The following is an 18,704-nucleotide window of genomic DNA, read 5'->3' as shown; positions in this document are numbered from 1 at the left end:
ACGATGCGCCGCCTTCTGTATCTGCTGCCCTTCCTGCTGTTCATCGGGGTTGGCATCGCCTTCTACCTGGGGTTCCAGCGCGACCCGCGCGACATCCCGTCGGCTCTGATCGACAAGCCGGCGCCGACCTTCGATCTGCCGGCGATCGCCGGCGGGCCGGCGACCGGCGGCCTGTCCTCGTCCAAGCTGACGGGCGACGTGACGCTGGTGAACGTCTTCGCCTCCTGGTGCATCCCCTGCAAGGCGGAGCATCCGGTCATCACCCGCCTGGCGCGGGAACAGGGGGTGACGGTCTACGGCATCAACTACAAGGACAAGCCGGAGGACGCGCTGACCTGGCTGGCGCGCTACGGCAATCCCTATGCCGCCATCGGGGCGGACCCGGACGGCCGGGTGTCGATCGACTGGGGCGTCTACGGCGTGCCGGAAAGCTACCTGATCGACCGCCAGGGCCGGATCCGCTTCAAGCATGTCGGCCCGCTGACCCCGCAGGTGGTGGAGGAGCAGCTTCTCCCCATGGTCAAGCATCTGAGGCAAGGCTGATGAAGCGCTTTCTACTTGCCGCATTGCTGGCGCTGTCGGTCGCGCTGCCGGCGTCGGCCCCGGTCCTGGCCGTCGAGCCCGGAGAGGTTCTGCCGGATCCGGCGCTCGAGGCCCGCGCCCGCGCCCTCAGCAAGGAGCTGCGCTGTCTGGTCTGCCAGAACCAGTCGATCGACGACAGCAACGCTCCGCTGGCCCGCGACCTGCGGGTTCTGGTGCGCGACCGGCTGCAGGCGGGCGACAGCGACGCCAAGGTGATGGAATACGTCACCGACCGCTACGGCGACTACGTGCTGCTGCGCCCGCCCTTCAAGGCGACCACGCTGGTGCTGTGGATCGGCCCCTTCGTCGTGCTGCTGCTGGGGGCGATCGGCACCTTCCTGTTCCTGCGCGGGCGGCGGGGCGCCGCCGCCGGCGCCGACACCGCTCCCTTGAGCGCGGATGAGCGGCGGCGGCTGGATGCCCTGCTGCGGAAAGACGACTGATGCTGTTCTGGATTCTCGCCGCCGTCCTGACCGCGGCCGTACTGCTGATAATCGTGCCGCCGCTGCTGCGCTCCGGTGCCGCCGCTCCCGACCGCGACGCCTTCGACCGCGAGGTCTACCGCGACCAGCTGGACGAGCTTGAGCGCGACCGCGCGCGCGGCCTGATCAACAACGCCCAGGCCGAGGCCGCCAAGGCGGAGATCGCGCGGCGCATGCTGGCGACCGCCGAGAAAAGCGGTGCCGCCGCAAGCCCCGCGTCCCCGCGCAACTCACGTGTGCTGGCGGTGATTCTGGCACTGATGCTGCCGCTCGGCACGCTCGGCGTCTATGGCCTGTATGGCCGCCCGGATCTGCCGGCGCAGCCGCTGGCCTCGCGCAACCTGGAACAGGAACGCGGCGGCCCGCCGCAGAGCGTGCTGGCGGCGATGGACAAGCTGAAGGCGCAGCTGGCGGAGGATCCGAACGACCTGCAGGGCTGGCTGATCCTGGGCCAGGCCTATGCCAAGATGGGCCGCAACGCCGAAGCGGCCGAGGCGCTGCGCCACGCCGTCGCCCTGGACAGGAACGATGTGGAGTTGCAGGGCCTGTTCGGCGAAACGCTGGTGTCGGCCAACGACGGCATGGTTCCGGAAGAGGCGGTGAAGGCCTTCGAAGCCGTGCTGGCGAAGGAGCCGAAGGACCCGCGCGCCCGTTTCTTCGCGGCGCTCGCCCGCTATCAGGCCGGCGACCGCCAGGACGCGCTCAACCGCTGGGGCGCGCTGATGGCGGAATCGCCCGCCGACGCGCCGTGGGTGCCGGTCCTGCGCGACCAGATCCGCGAGGCCGCGATCGCGCTCGACCTCGACCCGGCCAAGGTGACGCCGCAGCCCCTGCCGGCCGAGCAGAAGCCCGCCGGCCCCGTCGCCCAGGGTCAGCCCGGCCCGAACGGTCAGGCGGCCGAGGGCCAGAACCAGGACGAGATGATCCGCGGCATGGTCGCCGGGCTCGCCGCCCGGCTGGAGGCCGACCCGTCGGACATCGAGGGCTGGCTGAGGCTCGCCCGTTCCTACGGTGTGCTGGGCGAACCGGCGAAGGCGCTTGATGCCGCCCGCAAGGCGCGCGACCTGGCGCCGGACCGTGCCGACGTGCAGGTGGTCTACGCCAACGCCGTGCTGCAGACCCAGCCGCGCAACGAAACGCCCAAGCCCCTGCCGGAGGAAGCGACCTCCGCCCTGCGTCAGGCGCTGAAGACGGAGCCGGAGAACAAGGACGCGCTTTGGCTGCTGGGCCTCGACGCCATGATGTCGGGCCGCAAGGACGAGGCCGCCACCCATTGGGGCAAGCTGATCGCCCAGTTCAAGCCGAGCGACCCGGAATACACCCTGCTGAAGGGGCGTTTGGACGCGTTGAACGCGGGCGGCTGAGACCTTCCGCCTCCGCCCTTTCCATTCTCCCGACATCTTTTCTTTCGCGTTGCGGCAACACACATTGACAGGGGCGGGCCGACGGGCTTTATCCGTTGGCACCGCCCTTTTCGTTTCCGCAGAAGGTTCCGCGCCGATGACCCGCAGACGACTGCCCACGCCCGACGAGCGGCGCTTGTGGCGGCTCGCCATGCGCGACGCCGAACCCATGCCGGGCCGGCAGATCGAGGCGGAGCCGGAACCGGTGGCGACCATGGCGGAACTGGTCGAGGAACCGGTGGCGACCAGCCTCGCCCCGCCGCCGTCCGCCAGGCAACACCCCGCCCCGCCCCGGCCGGCCCGCGCGGCCCAACCGCCGCTGACGCCGGGGTCCACGGCCAACATCGACCGCCGCACCGGCGAGCGCTTCCGCCGCGGCGAGCTGGAGATCGACGGCCGGATCGACCTGCACGGCATGACCCAGGCGCAGGCGCACACCGCGCTCGCCTCCTTCGTCCATCGCGCCTGGAACGAAGGCCGGCGCTGCATCCTGGTCATCACCGGCAAGGGCAGCTTCGGCGGGTTCGGCGTGCTGCGTCAGGCGACCCCCCGCTGGCTGGCGGATCCGGCCCTGCGCCCGATGGTTCTGGCGATCCAGCCGGCCCGTCCCAAGGATGGCGGCGACGGCGCGCTGTATGTCTTGATCAAACGGCGGCGCGACCGTAAGGACTGAGTCCCACACATTCAGGGACTTCCCATGACCCCGTTCGGCGAACGGGTCCGGTCGCTGCGCGACGCCAAGGGCGTGACGCTGAAGCAGATGGCGACGGATCTGTCCATCTCGTCCGCCTATCTGTCGGCGCTGGAGCACGGCAAGCGCGGCCAACCCTCGCCCCAGCTGGTCCGGCAGATCTGCGCCTATTTCGGCATCATCTGGGACGAGGCGGAGGAGTTGGAGCGGCTGGCGGATCTGTCCCATCCCCGCGTGACGGTGGACACTGCGGGCTTGAGCGCGAAGGCGACGGAACTGGCCAACCGGCTGTCAGAACGTATCGGCGACCTCGACGAGGAGCGGATCGACGCGATCCTGGCGATCCTGGACGCGGTGCCGCCGAAGAAGTGCGCAAGGCGCCGGGCGGGGGTGCGGCGGCGGTAATGCGGGAGAGTCGGCTTCGAATGCCCCCACCTGGCCTCCCCCCCGCCTTTCCGAACGAGCACTTATCCCCTCCCCCGCTCGGCGGGGGAGGCTAAGGGCGGGGGTCCAACACAGCAAAGGCGCAACGGCGCTCAAGCCTTGCCGATCATCCGCCCCAGGTCGCGGCCGGCGAACAGGTGGATGTGCAGGTGCGGCACTTCCTGATGCGCGGCCTCGCCGCAGTTGGACAGGATGCGGTAACCGGGGCCGTCGGCGCCGACCATGCGGGCGACCTCGCCCACCGCGCGGAACAGGCCGGCGATCTCGGCCTCCGACGCCTTGGCGGTGAAGTCGTCCATGTCGATGTAGGCGCCCTTCGGGATCACCAGCACATGGGTCGGCGTCTGCGGGTCGATGTCGTGGAAAGCGAGCGCGTGCTCGGTCTCATGGACCTTCTTGCACGGGATTTCGCCGCGCAGGATGCGGGCGAACACGTTGCTGTCGTCATAGCTCTTGGCCATCGCGTGCGTCCTCTTTTCTGGGGAATCCCGTTCAGGCTTTGCGGGACTTCTTCTCGTCGATGCCGCTGGTGCCCTCGCGCTGGGCGAGCTTGGTCCAGACCTCCGCCGGATCCAGCCCCAGGTCGGCCCACAGCACCAGCAGGTGATAGAGCAGGTCGGCGGATTCCGCGGCCAGCGCCGCCTTGTCGCCGCGTACCGCCTCCAGGATCGCCTCCACCGCCTCCTCGCCCACCTTCTGGGCGATCTTGGCGGTGCCGCGGCTGTAGAGCTTCGCGGTGTAGGAGGTCTCCGGATCCGCGCCCTTGCGGCCCTGGACGGTGACGAACAGCCGGTCCAGCACCTCGGCGCCCGGCGGGGCCGGCGCCTTCTCGGCAGATTTCTTGTCACCCATTCGCCGTCTCCACCGCCGTCTCCACCGCCGCATTCGCCACCGGGTTCGCCACCGGGTTCGTTGCCCGGGCCGGGCGCACCGGAATGCCGGCGGCGCTCAGCGCCGCCTTGGCCTGACCGATGGTGTAGGTGCCGAAATGGAAGATCGAGGCGGCGAGCACCGCGGTGGCGTGGCCCTCGCGGATGCCCTCCACCAGATGGTCCAGTGTGCCGACGCCGCCCGACGCGATCACCGGGATGCGGATCGAGTCCGCCACCGTGCGCGTCAGCTCCAGGTCGAAGCCGCTCTTGGTGCCGTCGCGGTCCATCGAGGTCAGCAGGATTTCGCCGGCCCCCAGCGATTCCATCCGCTTGGCCCATTCCACCGCGTCGATGCCGGTGGCGTTGCGGCCGCCATGGGTGAAGACCTCCCATCTGCCGGGAGCGACCTTCTTGGCGTCGATGGCGACGACGATGCACTGCGCGCCGAACTTCTCCGCGCCCTCGCGCACGAAGTCGGGGCGGTGGATCGCCGCGGTGTTGATCGACACCTTGTCGGCGCCGGCCAGCAGCAGCTTGCGGATGTCGTCCACCGTGCGTACGCCGCCGCCGACGGTCAGCGGCATGAAGACCTGCTCCGCCGTCCGCCGCACCACGTCGAAGATGGTGTCGCGGTTCTCGTGACTGGCGGTGATGTCGAGGAAGGTCAGTTCGTCGGCCCCCTCGCGGTCATAGACGCGGGCCTGCTCCACCGGATCGCCGGCATCGACCAGATCGACGAAATTGACCCCCTTCACCACCCGGCCGTCCTTGACGTCCAGGCAGGGGATGACGCGCATCTTCAGCATCAGTCGGCGTCCTCGACGGCGGTGGCGGAGAGCAGGGCCAGCGCTTCCCCAGGGTCGATCCGGCCGTCATACAGCGCGCGGCCGCAGATCACGCCCTCGATCCCGGTGTCCTCCTCGACCTTCAGCGCCTTCAGATCCTCGATGGACGAGACTCCGCCGGACGCGATGACCGGCGTGGTCAGGTGGAAGGCGAGGTCGGAGGTCGACTCCACGTTGACGCCGCCCATGGCGCCGTCGCGGTTGATGTCGGTGTAGATGATGGCGGAGACGCCGCAATCCTCGAACTTCAGCGCCAGATCCAGCGCCTTGATGTCGGAGGTCTCGGCCCAGCCGGCCACCGCGACATAGCCTTCGCGCGCGTCGATGCCCACCGCGATCCTGCCCGGGAACTCGCGGCAGGCGGCCTTGACCAGATCCGGGTCGCGCAGCGCCACCGTGCCCAGGATGACGCGGCTGACGCCCTTCTCCAGCCACATGCCGATGGTGTTCAGGTCGCGGATGCCGCCGCCGAGCTGCACCGGGATGGTGACCGATTTCAGGATGCTTTCGACCGCGGCGCCATTCACCGGCTTGCCTTCGAAGGCGCCGTTGAGGTCGACCAGATGCAGCCATTCGAAGCCCTGGCTCTGGAACAGGCGGGCCTGTTCGCCGGGATCGTTGTTGAAGACCGTGGCCTGGCTCATCTCGCCGCGCAGCAGGCGGACGCAGGCACCGTCCTTGAGGTCGATGGCGGGGTAGATGATCATCGCTGGCGTCTTCCTATGGCGTTGCTGGCGGTTATTGGGCGGACGGCTGGTGGGCGGGCTGAAGGTCTTTGCAGTAGAAATGGCCGGCGAGCGGCTTGCCCTGCACCAGCGCATAGAAAGGATGGGTTCCCCAGCGCCTGAAGCCGAGCGATTCGTAGAGCGCGATGGCCGCTTCCTGCGTCACCCGGACATCCAGGTTCAGCACCTGGAAGCCGACGGCGCGCGCCTCCTCCACCACCGCCATGGTCAGGCGGCGGGCAAGGCCGTGGCCGCGCGCCCAGGGGGCGACGAAGCTGGTGGTCAGCTGGGCGGCGTGGGCCTGCGCCTCGTTGTTGCGCGGCGGCTTGACCAGCTGGGCGGATCCGGCCACCACCCCGTCGAGGCGGGCGACGAACAGCACCCGCTCCGGCACGACCAGCACGCCTTTCCAGAAACGCTCCATCACGTCGCGCGGCGGCGGCTCGACCCAGCCGAAGCCGCCGCCGGCCCGGATGGCGTCGTCGGCGGCGTCGCACAGGTCGTGCAGCTCTGCGGTCTTCAGCGAATCGACCTTATCGATGGCGATCTCGGCCATCGCGTCAGACCTTCCAGCGCAGGAAATTGGCGATCAGCGCCAGACCGGTCGCCTGGCTCTTCTCCGGGTGGAACTGGGTGCCGACCAGATTGTCGCGCCCGACCACCGCGGCGAAGGGGCCGCCATAGTCGGCCGACGCGATCAGCGTGTCGGGATCGGCCAGCCTGAACTGGTAGGAATGGACGAAATAGGCATGAGAGCCCTCCGGCAGACCGGCCAGCACCGGGTGCGGATGGCGGATGTTCAGCTCGTTCCAGCCCATATGGGGGATTTTCAGGGCCGGATCCGCCGGCTCCAGCTTCACCACCTCGCCGCGGACCCAGCCCAGCCCCTCGGTCACGCCATATTCGCGCCCGCGTTCCGCCATCAGCTGCATGCCGACGCAGATCCCCAGGAAGGGCCGGCCGCGGCGGTGCACCACCTCTTCCAGCGCCTCGAGCATGCCGGGAACCTCCGACAGGCCGCGCTTGCAATCGGCGAAGGCGCCGACGCCCGGCAGGACCACGCGGTCGGCCCGGCGGACCGCATCGGCGTCGGAGGTGACGAGAACAGTGTAGGAGGCTTCGGCTTCGCCGGCGGCGCGCTCGATCGCCTTGGCGGCGGAGCGCAGGTTGCCGGAGCCGTAATCGATCAGCGTGACCGTTTCCATGGACGTGACAAACCTTCCGATAGGACGGCGGAGGGGGACTGCATCCCCGCCGTCAGAGCGATCCGCCGAGCGTACCCTTGGTGGAGGGCACCGCATCGCGCTTGCGCGGGTCGATCTCCACCCCGGCGCGCAGCGCGCGGGCAAGCGCCTTGTAGCAGCTTTCCACGATATGGTGGTTGTTCTCGCCATACAGGTTCTCGACGTGCAGCGTCACGCCGGCGGCCATGGCGAAGGCCTGGAACCATTCACGGAACAGCTCGGTGTCGAAGTCGCCGATCTTGTCGCGGGTGAAGTTCACCTTCCAGATCAGGTAGGGCCGGTTGGAGAAGTCCAGCGCCACCCGGGTCAGCGTCTCGTCCATCGGGACATAGGAATGGCCGTAGCGCTGGATGCCCTTGCGGTCGCCCAGCGCCTTCGCCACCGCCATGCCGATGGCGATGCCGGTATCCTCGGTCGTGTGGTGGTAGTCGATGTGCAGGTCGCCGTCGGCCAGGACCGTCAGGTCCATCAGGCTGTGCCTCGACAGCTGCTCCAGCATGTGGTCGAGGAAGCCGACCCCCGTCTTGACGTCGTAAACGCCGGTGCCGTCAAGGTTCAGCGCAACCCGGATCCGGGTCTCGGTGGTGTTCCGCTCGATCGAGGCGCGGCGGCCGCCGTTGATGGGGGTCTGGTCCATGGCGGTTTTGTAGCAGGAAGCATCCCCACGCGCCAGCATCCGGCACGATTGATGCGCGGCTTGTCCATTCCGACGATTGTCCTACGAAAGTGTGCGGGGTAGAGTCCGATACACTTCATACGTGCATATCCGCTTATGATGAGCTTCCCGCGCCCTTTCGCCGCAGCATCGCTGCTCCTTCTCGGCCTGCTGCCTGCGGGTTGCGGCGGCATGGCTCCGCCTCCGCAGGGCGGCAGAACGGCGCCGCCGGTCGCCGCCGGCACCACCGCCCCGCTCCGTTTCGGCGAGCTTGCCATCGGGTCGATGCGGCGCGGGATGCAGATCGGCCGCTATGTCTGGGGCATCGACTGCGCCCCGCCCTATGACGACGTCTATTGGACCAGCGGCGTCAACATGCGGCGCGGCTCCACCTTCGAGGAGCGGTTCAGCGAGGTGATGACCGCCGCCGGCTTCGATGTCGTCGGGCGGCCCGGCGGTCCCGACAGCCCCGACGGCAACCGCAGCCGCGCCCGCTTCACCGTACAGGGCGACCTGCGCGACGTGCAGCTGGAGCTGTGCAACCGTGTCAACTGGCTGACCGGCAGCAGCAAGGGCAGTTCGGGCACCGGCAGCGTCAGGGTGGAATGGACGGTCTACGACACGCGCGGCGGCGGGCTCGTCCACCGCATCGTCACCACCGGCGCCACGACGCAGGAGCGCGGCGTGCCCCAGGGCGACACCCTGCTGGTGGAGGAGGCCTTCGCCGCGGCGGTGGAGGCGCTCGCCGCCGATGCGGGGTTCCGCGCCCTGCTGTCCGGCGGCGCCCTGCCCGCTCCGGCGGCACTGCCGGCCGCGATGGTTTCCACGCCGGCACCGGCCGGATCCGGGCCCGTTCCGCTGACGCCGGAAACCTCCAGTCCGACCCCGGCCTTGGCGTCCCCTGCCCTGTCGCCCCCTTCCCTGCCGGCCGGCCGTCTTCTGCTGCGGAGCGGGGGCGGATCCGGCCGGGCGGCGTCGGCGCGGGTGACGGTCGGCGGATCGGCGGGCGTTTTCCATGGGCTGGTGATCGGCCAGACCGATGTGGCGGGCGAAGTGCAGTCCGTTCTGCTGGCTCCCCTCCCCGGATCCGACCCCACCGTGACCGTCCGCCCGGCGCGCGGGGTGGAACTGACCGGCTGGGTGGTCGGGCGCGACGCGGCGAGCGGCCTCGCACTGGTGAGGGTGCCGGCGCGTCTGACCGCCCTTCCCCTCCGCACCCGGAGCCTGCGCGTCAGCGAACCGGTGCGGGCGATCCCCGGTGGACGGGGCAAGGAGGTCGCGGGCATCGTCGGCGGCCTGCAAGCCGGAGAGAGCCGCGGCGCCACGCTGATCCAGGCGGATCTGGGCTCCGCCGCCCTGTTCACGGCGGTGACGGAGGCCGGCGATCCGCTGCTGGATGGCGACGGCATGCTGGCCGGCGTGGCGCCCTCCACCGGCCGTTCCGTCGCCACGCCGGCCGGGCTGGTCGAGTTCCTGGCGATCGGGCCACTGCTCGACCGGCTGGGGGCGGATCCAGTTGGCCTAGATCCAGTTGGCCTAGATCCGGCTGGCCAGTATCCGGCCGGGTCAGGCGCAACCTCTCCCCCGTCCAAACAGGACCGGCTGGACCGCAACCGGGCTCGGGAAATCGAACGGAAGCGGCAGGGACGCGGCAAACCCTCCGACGCCTGGGCAGATCCGTGGGCGGAGGATTGGGAGCTTGACGGCGATGTGCTTGACGGGGACCGCGCCCCTCCCACATAGACCGGATGCCCTGCCGTCGCGGCCCCAGGGGCTTGCGCCCCGCAACGGTGCGCCTTTCCGGGGCGGCGGGCGGCTCCCCTTTTCCTGCATGGTTTGCGCATGACCTACCCAGCGTCCAATCCACACGATCCCATCCAATGGCACGGCACCACCATCCTGTCCGTGCGCAAGAACGGTCAGGTGGTGATCGCCGGCGACGGGCAGGTCTCGGTCGGCCCAACGGTGATGAAGGCCAACGCGCGCAAGGTCCGCTGGCTGGCCGGCGGCACGGTGATGGCCGGTTTCGCCGGCGCCACCGCCGACGCGCTGACCCTGTTCGAGCGGCTCGAAGGCAAGCTGGAGCAGTATCCCGGCCAGCTGACCCGCGCCTGTGTCGAGATGGCCAAGGACTGGCGCACCGACCGCTATCTTCGGCGGCTGGAAGCGATGATGGCGGTGGCCGACAGGAATGTCAGCCTCGTGCTGACCGGCAACGGCGACGTGCTGGAGCCGGAGGACGGGCTGATCGGCATCGGTTCCGGCGGATCCTATGCCCTGTCGGCGGCGCGCGCGCTGATCGACATCGACGGGATGGATGCGGAGGCGGTGGCGCGCAAGGCGATGAAGATCGCCGCCGGCATCTGCGTCTACACCAACGAAAACGTCACCCTGGAAAAGCTGTGAGCGCCATGACGACCCAGACCGCTTCCGTGTCCGCCGACACCGCCGCCTTCAGCCCGCGCGAGATCGTCTCCGAACTCGACCGTTACATCGTCGGCCAGAACGACGCCAAGCGCGCGGTCGCCATCGCGCTGCGCAACCGCTGGCGCCGGCAGCAGCTGCCGGAGGGGCTGCGGGAAGAGGTGCTGCCGAAGAACATCCTGATGATCGGCCCGACCGGCGTCGGCAAGACCGAGATCGCCCGCCGCCTCGCCAAGCTGGCCCAGGCCCCCTTCCTGAAGGTGGAGGCGACCAAGTTCACCGAGGTCGGCTATGTCGGGCGCGACGTGGAACAGATCGTCCGCGATCTGGTGGAGGCCGCCATCGGCCTGACCCGCGAGCGGCTGCGCAAGGAGGTCGCCGCCAAGGCGGAGCTGCGCGCCGAGGAGCGGGTGCTCGACGCGCTGTGCGGCGACAGCGCCAGTGCCGAGACGCGCGCCAAGTTCCGCAAGATGCTGCGCGAAGGCACGCTGAACGACAAGGAGATCGAAGTCCAGGTGGCCGACACCGGGGCGGGCTCCATGCCGACCTTCGACATCCCCGGCATGCCGGGCGCCCAGATGGGCATGCTGAACCTGAACGACATGTTCGGCAAGATGATGGGCGGCCGCACCAAGACCCGCCGCATGTCGGTCGCCGAGAGCCACGGCGTGCTGATGGCCGAGGAGTCCGACAAGCTGCTGGACCAGGAGAAGGTGGTTGCGGAGGCGATCCGCGCGGTCGAGCAGAACGGCATCGTCTTCCTGGACGAGATCGACAAGATCTCCGCCCGCTCGGACGCCCGCGGCGCCGATGTCAGCCGCGAGGGCGTTCAGCGCGACCTGCTGCCGCTGATCGAGGGCACCACCGTCTCGACCAAGCATGGCCCGGTCAAGACCGACCACATCCTGTTCATCGCGTCGGGCGCCTTCCATGTCGCCAAGCCGTCGGACCTTCTGCCCGAACTACAGGGCCGCCTGCCGATCCGCGTCGAGTTGAAGGCGCTGAGCCAGGACGACTTCAAGCGCATCCTGACCGAGCCGGAGGCCAGCCTGATCCGCCAGTACAAGGCGCTGATGAAGACGGAGGAGGTCGATCTGGTCTTCACCGACGACAGCATCGACGAGCTGGCCCGGCTGGCGGCGGAGATCAACGGCTCCGTCGAGAACATCGGCGCGCGGCGCCTTCACACGGTGCTGGAACGCCTGCTGGAGGAAATCAGCTTCGCCGCCAGCGACCGCGCCGGAGAGACCATCACCATCGACGCCGCCCTGGTGCGGGAACGGGTCGGCGGGCTGGCGAAGAACGCGGACCTGTCGAAGTTCATCCTGTGAGGGCGCGGGGGGCGCCGGTACCGGGTGCCCCCTGTTTCACGTGAAACATTCCCCTACCCGCCTGCAGCTGCCGCCACCGTCTTCGGCAGCAGCAACGCATAGCTCCCACGGCTCTTCATAACCCCGGCCTTCTGCTCCGCCTCCTCGCCATGGCCCCAGAAGACGTCGCCGCGCACCGGGCCGCGGATGGCCCCGCCGGTGTCCTGGGCGATCATCAAGCGTTGCAGACGCTGACCGGCGTCCATGGGATCCTCGGCGTCCAGCCAGACCGGCGCGCCGTAGGGCATGAATTTGGAGTCCACCGCCAGGCTGCGGCCGGGGGTCAGCGCCACACCCTGGGCGCCGTTCGGGCCGTCGCCGCTCAGCGGCTGGAAGAAGACGTAGGACGGGTTGACGTTCATCACCGCCGCCGCCTGGTCGGGATTGGCGAACAGCCAGGCGCGGATGGTCTGGAGCGAGACCTCTTCCCGCTTCAACTCGCCGCGGTCGATCAGCTCCTTGCCGATGGCGACGTATTTGTGGCCGTTCTGCGCGGCGTAACCCACGCGCATCTCGCCGCCTTCCGCAAGCCGGATCCGGCCCGATCCCTGGATTTGCAGGAAGAAGGCGCCGATCGGGTCCTTCACCCAGACCAGTTCCAGCCCCTTGTCCCTGAGCGAGCCGGCGGTGATGGCCGCGCGGTCCTCATAGGGCTTCAGCCGCCCGTCCACCACCCGGCCGGCGGTGCGTTCCCCGCGCCAGCGGTCGGAGAAGTCGCCGAGATCGACCATCACCAGATCCGCCGGACGGCGGTAGAGAGGCACCGGATAAGCCGGATGCCGCCGGCGGCTGCCTTCGAGCTCAGGCTCGTAATAGCCGGTGAACAGGCCCTCGCGCACGCCGTTGTTGCCGACGGCGTAGGGGGTGAAATTCTCTTCGAAGAACGCGCGGGCGGCATCGTCGCCGGCCGGCAGATCCGCCAGCTGGGCGCAGGGGCGCTGCCAGTCGCCGATGGTGCCGGCCACCCCGTTGGGCCCGACCGGCCGGTCCGGCGGCAGCGTCCTGAAGCGCGCGCAGGAGCGGGCGAGCGCCGGGACCGCCTGGGCGACCGGATCCGTCCGCCAGCCCGGAAGCTCGGCAAAGGTCAGCGGCGCCAGCGTCAGGGCGTCGGGCGGCTTGGCCTCCTCCCGCTTCGCTTCTTCCTTCGGCGTGCAGGCCGAAAACAGGAACGCCACCGCCCCGAGGAGGGCGATGGCGCTGGATACGGTACGATTGGGGAAAGTCATTACAGGCGGTCGTCCGATCACTGAACCGGCCGCACCTCGACCAGCGCCCAGTTCGGGTCGCGCGAGCGGAGATTGCGGGCGAAGGTCCAGACGTCGACGTTCTCCACCACTTCCTTGGGATCGCCGTCGATCACGGCGCCGTCGCGGTCGCGCACCACATTGATCTGATCGGTGACCAGACGCACGGTGACGAAGGCGGTATAGGAGGCGTCCAGCCTGGCTTCCACCACTTCGGCCTCGCGCACGAACTCGATGCGGGCCTCGTGCTGCTCTCCGGCAGCCTGACGATCGCGGATGACGCGGGCGAAGCTCTCGTACACATCGTCGGCCAGCAGCGGACGCAGCGTCGCGGTGTCGCCACGGGCAAAGGCATCGACGATCATGGCGAAAGCGGCCTTGGCGCCTTCCAGGAAGTGCTTTTCGTCGAAGTTCGGGTCGGCGGCGCGGATCTGGTCGATGGAGGCGGCCAGCGACAGCGGCTCGTCCGGCGAGACTGCGACATCAGGACGCGGCCGGTTGCGGTCGGGCAGAGGCACGACATTGTCGGGCTTCGCCGCCCCGGGGGCCGGGGTGAAGGGGTTGGGGCGTTGACGCTCCTCCCCCGTCCGTCGGCCCAGAACGCTGCGCAGCCGATAGACGAGGAAGGCCGCGATCATCGCGAAGATCACGATCTCGATGAACACGAACCCATCTCCCATCATCTGTTCCTTCCAACGACTTGAGCCCATGAATTGAGCGTATTGACCTGCGGAAGCGGCCTTGGGACGGCAGATCCGGCGGCGGATCCGATGAAAGATCCGGCTGCGGCCGCGGCGTCACCGCCTTCCCCACCCCTGGACCTTGCGGTTGGGCGGCATTACGTGTTGCTTGCCCGTCAGAAACCGCCATCCCGGATGGAGCCGCCGGTCTTTCAACCGGACGACCTATCCAAACCTAGATAGGGGCAGCGAGCCCGAAGAGCAAGGACACCATGAATCCCCTGCTGTTGATCCTTATTCTGCCGATCCTGGAGATCGTCGGATTCATCCAGGTCGGCGACTGGATCGGCGCCGGGCCAACCATCGGGCTGCTGATCCTGTCGGCGGTGGTCGGCGTGATACTGGTCCGCCACCGTGGCCTTGCGGCGCTGACCCGTGCGCAGGCCGCGGCGGCCCGCGGCGAAACACCGATCGGTACGGTGCTGGACGGCTTCTGCGAAGTGCTGGCCGGCATTCTGCTGATCATCCCCGGTTTCCTGACAGACATACTGGGGCTGCTCCTGCTGATCCGCCCGCTGCGCCGGGGCATGGGCCGCTGGTTCCTCCGCCGCGCCGGCGCCGGCATGTCGGTCTTCACCATGGGCGGGACCACCGCCGACGGGCGGCACGGCTTCGGACATGGTGGTTTCGGCCAGCCGGGATTCGGATCCGGCGATGCCCGCCGCGCCGACGATCCCTTCCGCCCCGCGCCCGGTGTGATCGACGTGGATTACCGCGACGTCACGCCCGGAGAGGACGGAACAGGCGATGGAAAGGATGATGGAAAGGACGCTGGTAAGGACCATGGGAAGGACGATGCCGATGCGCCGCGGCTGACCGATTCCCAATGGGGGAAGAACCGCCCGGATGAGCGGCGCTGAGCGGCCCTCCGCTCGGCGGTTTCCGTTGGCAGGACGGCCGATCCGTGATAGCCAGCCCATTGGGCGAAGGCACAACCGTCGCGAACCAAATCCCGTCACCTCACATCCGGGCCGGCCCGCCGCCCCTGCCCCGCCCCAAGCCGGGTTCCGGGCCGGGAGGAAGGCCGGCGATTAGGAGTCCGTTATGTCCGATCAGATGAGCAACGGCGCCGAGCAGCAGCAGCAGGCGTCCTCGCTGCCGATGCATGTCCTCGCGCAGTATGTGAAGGACCTCTCGTTCGAGAACCCCAACGCCCCGCAGAGCCTGCTGCCCAACCAGCCGCAGCCGCAGGTGAACATCGGCGTCGACGTCCAGGGTCAGAAGGTCGGCGAAGACATCTACGAGCTGACGCTGAACCTGCGTTGCGAAGCCCGCCAGGGCGAGGCCGTGGCCTTCCTGGTCGAGTTGTCCTATGGCGCCCTGTTCCAGTTCCCCGGCCTGCCGGAAGAGCATCACCGCCCGGTGCTGATGATCGAAGGCGCCCGGATGATCTTCCCGTTCGCCCGCGCCATCGTGTCCAGCGCGACCCGCGAAGGCGGCTTCCCGCCGCTGATGATCAACCCGATCGACTTCGCCGAGCTGTATCACCGCCAGTCGGCCCAGCAGGCCGAACAGCCGCAGCAGCCCCCGTTCTGATCCCGGACGGATCCGGCGGAGCCGAAAAGAAAAGGGCGGGCGGCCGAAAGGCCCCCGCCCTTTTTCTGTGCCCTGTTCGAACCGCCTGCCGCCCCAGCTTCCCCGCCTTCGCGGGGATGACATTCCCTGGAGGTCGGGGCCAGGGGCCGGCAGATCCGGCCCCGGATCCGGTCCCTACTGGTTCATGCTCTCGAAGAACTCGTTGTTCGACTTGGTGTGCTTCAGCTTGTCGACCAGGAAGTCGACCGCGTCGGTCACGCCCATCGGCATCAGGATGCGGCGCAGGATCCACATCTTCGACATGGTGCCCTTGTCGACCAGCAGCTCCTCCTTGCGGGTGCCCGACTTGGAGATGTCGATGGCCGGGAAGGTGCGCTTGTCGGAGAGCTTGCGGTCCAGCACGATCTCCGAGTTGCCGGTGCCCTTGAACTCTTCGAAGATCACCTCGTCCATGCGGCTGCCGGTGTCGATCAGCGCGGTGGCGATGATGGTGAGCGACCCGCCCTCCTCCACGTTGCGGGCGGCGCCGAAGAAGCGCTTGGGCCGCTGCAGGGCGTTGGCGTCGACACCGCCGGTCAGCACCTTGCCGGAGCTCGGCACCACCGTGTTGTAGGCGCGGGCCAGACGGGTGATGCTGTCCAGCAGGATGACCACGTCGCGCTTGTGCTCGACCAGCCGCTTGGCCTTCTCGATCACCATTTCGGCGACCTGGACGTGGCGGGTGGCCGGTTCGTCGAAGGTGGAGCTGATGACCTCGCCGCGGACCGAGCGGGCCATGTCCGTCACTTCTTCCGGACGCTCGTCGATCAGGAGGACGATCAGATAGGCTTCGGGGTGGTTGGTGGCGACCGAGTGGGCGATGTTCTGCAGCATCACCGTCTTGCCGGTGCGCGGCGGCGCCACGATCAACCCGCGCTGCCCCTTGCCGAGCGGCGCCACCAGGTCGACGATGCGGCCGGTGAGGTTCTTCTTGGTGGGGTCTTCGACCTCCATCCGGATGCGTTCCTCCGGATAGAGCGGCGTCAGGTTGTCGAAATTGATGCGGTGACGGACCTTGTCGGGCGCGTCGAAATTGATGGTGTTGACCTTCAGCAGGGCGAAGTAGCGCTCACCGTCCTTGGGCGAGCGGATCTGCCCCTCCACCGTGTCGCCGGTGCGCAGGCCGAAGCGGCGCACCTGGCTGGGACTGACGTAAATGTCGTCGGGACCCGGCAGATAATTGGCTTCCGGCGAGCGCAGGAAGCCGAACCCGTCCTGCAGCACCTCCAAAACGCCGTCGCCGTAGATCGGAATGTCGTTCTCGGCCAGCTGCTTCAGGATCGCGAACATCATGTCCTGCTTGCGCAGCGTGCTCGCGTTCTCGATCTGCAGCTCCTCCGCGAACGCCAGCAGTTCGGCGGGGCTTTTGCACTTCAGCTCTTGGAGATGCATCGGATTGCCTGTGAAATCGTCATGCGGGGGAGTGGCCTTGAGGGTATGGGAAGTGCCTGGAATCCCGGCCGACGGCGGTTGGGGGCGGCGGATGCCGCAACGCGGTCGCGTCGGGTGGGCAGCGGGTGGCGCTTGGACGATCGCGCCAGGGCGCCCGGAAAATGGTCGCACGGGAGCAGGTCGCCAGCCACCAGGCCCGGCTCAAGAACAGAGCGTCGGATCGGCAGATGTGGGCGTGGGAGGCCGCGGGGCGAAAACCCCGTGGTCCTGACATGGTTATCGGATCGGCGGACGCAAGTCAAACGAAAGCGAAACCCGCGTCGGTCGCGGATTCCGCTTTTTCCAGGGTGTGGAAGACCGGGCGATCACCTGACGCCGGTCAGAAGGGCTTCACGATCACGAAGATGACGATGCCGATCATCAGGACCGTCGGCACCTCGTTGACGATGCGGTAGAAGCCCTGGGGACGCATGTTGCGGTCCTCGGCGAATTCCCGGCGCCAGCGGGCCATCATCATGTGGCTGACGGTCAGCAGCAGCACCAGCAGCAGTTTGGCGTGCATCCAGCCCTGCTTCATCCATTCCGGAATCATCACGAGCATGGCGATGCCGAACACGTACGACGCGATCATCGCCGGGTTCATGATGGCGCGCAGCAGGCGGCGTTCCATCACCTTGAAGCGTTCCGACGTGTCGGATCCGGCCGGCGCCTCGCAATGGTAGACGAACAGACGCGGCAGGTAGAGCAGCCCCGCCATCCAGGCGATGATGCTGATGACGTGCAGCGCCTTGACCCATTCGTACATCACCGGGCTTATCCCCCTCTTTCGTTGCGGTTCAGCGCCGCGCCTGCGGGCAGCCGGGGAAGTTGGACGGGCAGATCCGGCCGCCGTTCTGGGCGCAGACGGCCGCCTTGCCTGCCACCGTCTGCCGCACCAGCCGGGCCAGCCCGTCGATGAAGCCGGGATGCACCCCCACGGTCGGCACGCGGGTGAAATGCGGAACCCCGACTTCCTTGGCGAGATGGCGGTATTCGATCTCGATCTCCACCAGCGTCTCGGAATGCTCCGACACGAAGGCCATCGGCACCACCAGGATCGGCACGCCGTCCTGCCCGGCGCGGCGGATCTCGGCGTCGGTGCTGGGGCCGATCCATTCCATCGGACCGACGCGGCTCTGGTAGCAGTTCACCCAGTCCAGATGTTCGATGCCCAGCGCCGCGGCGATGGATTCGGCCGTACGCTCGCACTGCCACTGATAGGGGTCGCCGGAGGTCACCACCTTCTTCGGCAGGCCGTGGGCGGAGAACAGGACGCGCGGCGTGCCGTGGGCCTTGGCGGCCTCGTACAGCGGGCGGATCAGGTCCGCCGAGGCGTCGATGAAGCCGGCCTCGGTCGGGTAGCAGCACAGCAGCTTGGTCGGCGCGGTCAGCCCGACGGTCTTCGCCGCCTCATGCCAGACCTTGGTGCTGGAGGCCGTGGTGGTGGTGGAGAATTGCGGATAGAGCGGCAGCAGAACGACCAGATCCGGGTCGTACTCCTTCACCCGGGCCGCCGTCTCGGCACTCATCGGATGCCAGTAGCGCATGGCGATGAAGACCTTGGTCTCCGCCCCATCCGCGGCCGGATCCAGCCCCGGATCTGCCCCCAGCTCCGGCTCCAGTTCCGGCCCCGGATCCGCCACTGGCTTCGGCCCGAGCGCCGCCTCCAGCGCCGCGGCCTGGGCCTCCGTGTTCTCCAGCAGCGGCGACTTGCCGCCGAGCTGGGCATAGATTTCCGCCGCCGGCTTCGCCCGCCGTCCGCTGATCAGGCTGGCGACCATGAAGCGGAACGGGTTCGGCAGCCGGATGATGGCCGGATCCGAGAACAGGTTGAACAGGAAGGGCCGTATAGCCTCCGGCGCATCGGGACCGCCGAGGTTGAACAGCACGACGGCCACGCGGCGCGGCCGGCCGCCGGGAACGGTGTGCGGGGCGGAAGTCTGGGAAGGTTGCTGGCTCATGATGCCCGCTAAACTG

Annotated in this window: 22 protein-coding genes; 10 read left to right on the top strand and 12 right to left on the bottom strand. The window is 68.5% G+C overall.

Translation table 11 applies throughout. The features are described 5' to 3' along the window. The first annotated feature begins 3 nt into the window (after positions 1 to 3). From DM194_RS11840 to DM194_RS11820, 5 genes are all read left to right on the top strand, one after another. Positions 4 to 543 carry a DsbE family thiol:disulfide interchange protein gene (locus DM194_RS11840; protein ID WP_111067493.1) on the top strand — a complete coding sequence of 180 codons (540 nt, stop codon included), beginning with the start codon at positions 4 to 6 and terminating at the stop codon, positions 541 to 543. Further along, positions 543 to 1,025, top strand: coding sequence for a cytochrome c-type biogenesis protein (locus DM194_RS11835; RefSeq protein WP_111067492.1), 483 nt, complete (start codon positions 543 to 545; stop codon positions 1,023 to 1,025). The genes DM194_RS11840 and DM194_RS11835 overlap by 1 nt, the downstream gene beginning before the upstream one ends. Continuing rightward, positions 1,025 to 2,428 (top strand): c-type cytochrome biogenesis protein CcmI, encoded by a 1,404-nt coding sequence (gene ccmI / locus DM194_RS11830; protein ID WP_111067491.1) that lies wholly within the window; start codon positions 1,025 to 1,027, stop codon positions 2,426 to 2,428. The genes DM194_RS11835 and ccmI overlap by 1 nt, the downstream gene beginning before the upstream one ends. A gap of 136 nt (positions 2,429 to 2,564) precedes the next feature. Then, positions 2,565 to 3,140, top strand: coding sequence for a Smr/MutS family protein (locus DM194_RS11825; RefSeq protein ID WP_111067490.1), 576 nt, complete (start codon positions 2,565 to 2,567; stop codon positions 3,138 to 3,140). Positions 3,141 to 3,164: 24 nt separating this feature from the next. After that, complete coding sequence (locus DM194_RS11820; protein WP_111067489.1) at positions 3,165 to 3,563, top strand: helix-turn-helix domain-containing protein; 399 nt, start codon at positions 3,165 to 3,167, stop codon at positions 3,561 to 3,563. Positions 3,564 to 3,694: 131 nt separating this feature from the next. On the opposite strand, the gene DM194_RS11815 is transcribed toward DM194_RS11820, so the two are convergent. From DM194_RS11815 to hisB, 7 genes are read right to left on the bottom strand one after another with little or no spacing between them, the layout of a single operon-like run. Continuing rightward, entirely contained in the window at positions 3,695 to 4,063 is a 369-nt protein-coding gene (locus tag DM194_RS11815) for a histidine triad nucleotide-binding protein (protein WP_111067488.1), read from the bottom strand. Between the two features lie 31 nt (positions 4,064 to 4,094). Further along, complete coding sequence (locus DM194_RS11810) at positions 4,095 to 4,454, bottom strand: phosphoribosyl-ATP diphosphatase (protein ID WP_111067487.1); 360 nt, start codon at positions 4,452 to 4,454, stop codon at positions 4,095 to 4,097. Further along, positions 4,447 to 5,280, bottom strand: coding sequence for an imidazole glycerol phosphate synthase subunit HisF (gene hisF / locus DM194_RS11805; protein WP_111067486.1), 834 nt, complete (start codon positions 5,278 to 5,280; stop codon positions 4,447 to 4,449). The genes DM194_RS11810 and hisF overlap by 8 nt, the downstream gene beginning before the upstream one ends. Continuing rightward, complete coding sequence (hisA, locus tag DM194_RS11800) at positions 5,280 to 6,026, bottom strand: 1-(5-phosphoribosyl)-5-[(5-phosphoribosylamino)methylideneamino]imidazole-4-carboxamide isomerase (RefSeq protein ID WP_111067485.1); 747 nt, start codon at positions 6,024 to 6,026, stop codon at positions 5,280 to 5,282. The genes hisF and hisA overlap by 1 nt, the downstream gene beginning before the upstream one ends. 31 nt (positions 6,027 to 6,057) lie before the next feature. Next, positions 6,058 to 6,600 carry a GNAT family N-acetyltransferase gene (locus DM194_RS11795; protein ID WP_111067484.1) on the bottom strand — a complete coding sequence of 181 codons (543 nt, stop codon included), beginning with the start codon at positions 6,598 to 6,600 and terminating at the stop codon, positions 6,058 to 6,060. A gap of 4 nt (positions 6,601 to 6,604) precedes the next feature. Beyond that, complete coding sequence (gene hisH, locus DM194_RS11790) at positions 6,605 to 7,249, bottom strand: imidazole glycerol phosphate synthase subunit HisH (RefSeq protein ID WP_111067483.1); 645 nt, start codon at positions 7,247 to 7,249, stop codon at positions 6,605 to 6,607. 52 nt (positions 7,250 to 7,301) lie between these two features. After that, entirely contained in the window at positions 7,302 to 7,925 is a 624-nt protein-coding gene (hisB, locus tag DM194_RS11785; RefSeq protein ID WP_044550958.1) for an imidazoleglycerol-phosphate dehydratase HisB, read from the bottom strand. A gap of 210 nt (positions 7,926 to 8,135) precedes the next feature. Here hisB and DM194_RS11780 point away from each other — a divergent pair, with 210 nt between their 5' ends. From DM194_RS11780 to hslU, 3 genes are all read left to right on the top strand, one after another. Continuing rightward, positions 8,136 to 9,686 (top strand): S1C family serine protease, encoded by a 1,551-nt coding sequence (locus DM194_RS11780; RefSeq protein WP_246024211.1) that lies wholly within the window; start codon positions 8,136 to 8,138, stop codon positions 9,684 to 9,686. Between the two features lie 99 nt (positions 9,687 to 9,785). Further along, the gene (gene hslV / locus DM194_RS11775) at positions 9,786 to 10,349 is read left to right on the top strand and encodes an ATP-dependent protease subunit HslV (protein WP_111067481.1); all 564 of its coding nucleotides are present in this window, start codon (positions 9,786 to 9,788) and stop codon (positions 10,347 to 10,349) included. A gap of 5 nt (positions 10,350 to 10,354) precedes the next feature. Then, positions 10,355 to 11,698 (top strand): ATP-dependent protease ATPase subunit HslU, encoded by a 1,344-nt coding sequence (gene hslU / locus DM194_RS11770; RefSeq protein WP_111067480.1) that lies wholly within the window; start codon positions 10,355 to 10,357, stop codon positions 11,696 to 11,698. A 53-nt stretch (positions 11,699 to 11,751) separates the two neighbouring features. On the opposite strand, the gene mltA is transcribed toward hslU, so the two are convergent. Both mltA and DM194_RS11760 read right to left on the bottom strand, forming a co-directional pair. Continuing rightward, a complete protein-coding gene (mltA, locus tag DM194_RS11765) occupies positions 11,752 to 12,963 on the bottom strand; it encodes a murein transglycosylase A (protein ID WP_111067479.1) in 1,212 nt (403 codons plus the stop codon). Positions 12,964 to 12,980: 17 nt separating this feature from the next. Further along, positions 12,981 to 13,661, bottom strand: coding sequence for a Tim44/TimA family putative adaptor protein (locus DM194_RS11760; protein WP_111067954.1), 681 nt, complete (start codon positions 13,659 to 13,661; stop codon positions 12,981 to 12,983). 272 nt (positions 13,662 to 13,933) lie between these two features. Between DM194_RS11760 and DM194_RS11755 the strand changes: the two genes are divergently transcribed. Both DM194_RS11755 and secB read left to right on the top strand, forming a co-directional pair. Further along, positions 13,934 to 14,581, top strand: coding sequence for an FxsA family protein (locus DM194_RS11755; protein WP_111067478.1), 648 nt, complete (start codon positions 13,934 to 13,936; stop codon positions 14,579 to 14,581). Between the two features lie 184 nt (positions 14,582 to 14,765). Next, positions 14,766 to 15,257, top strand: a complete 492-nt coding sequence (gene secB, locus DM194_RS11750; RefSeq protein ID WP_111067477.1) for a protein-export chaperone SecB — start codon at positions 14,766 to 14,768, stop codon at positions 15,255 to 15,257. A 174-nt stretch (positions 15,258 to 15,431) separates the two neighbouring features. On the opposite strand, the gene rho is transcribed toward secB, so the two are convergent. From rho to hemH, 3 genes are all read right to left on the bottom strand, one after another. After that, the gene (gene rho / locus DM194_RS11745; protein WP_111067476.1) at positions 15,432 to 16,688 is read right to left on the bottom strand and encodes a transcription termination factor Rho; all 1,257 of its coding nucleotides are present in this window, start codon (positions 16,686 to 16,688) and stop codon (positions 15,432 to 15,434) included. A gap of 379 nt (positions 16,689 to 17,067) precedes the next feature. Then, entirely contained in the window at positions 17,068 to 17,496 is a 429-nt protein-coding gene (gene hemJ / locus DM194_RS11740) for a protoporphyrinogen oxidase HemJ (protein WP_111067475.1), read from the bottom strand. Positions 17,497 to 17,524: 28 nt separating this feature from the next. Next, the gene (gene hemH / locus DM194_RS11735) at positions 17,525 to 18,688 is read right to left on the bottom strand and encodes a ferrochelatase (protein ID WP_111067474.1); all 1,164 of its coding nucleotides are present in this window, start codon (positions 18,686 to 18,688) and stop codon (positions 17,525 to 17,527) included. Between the last annotated feature and the right edge of the window lie 16 nt (positions 18,689 to 18,704).

This window comes from Azospirillum ramasamyi (genome assembly GCF_003233655.1).
GTDB classification, from domain to species: Bacteria; Pseudomonadota; Alphaproteobacteria; order Azospirillales; family Azospirillaceae; genus Azospirillum; species Azospirillum ramasamyi.
The sequence above is the reverse complement of the archived record's forward strand: the minus strand, read 5'-3'. Positions and strand labels throughout refer to the sequence as shown.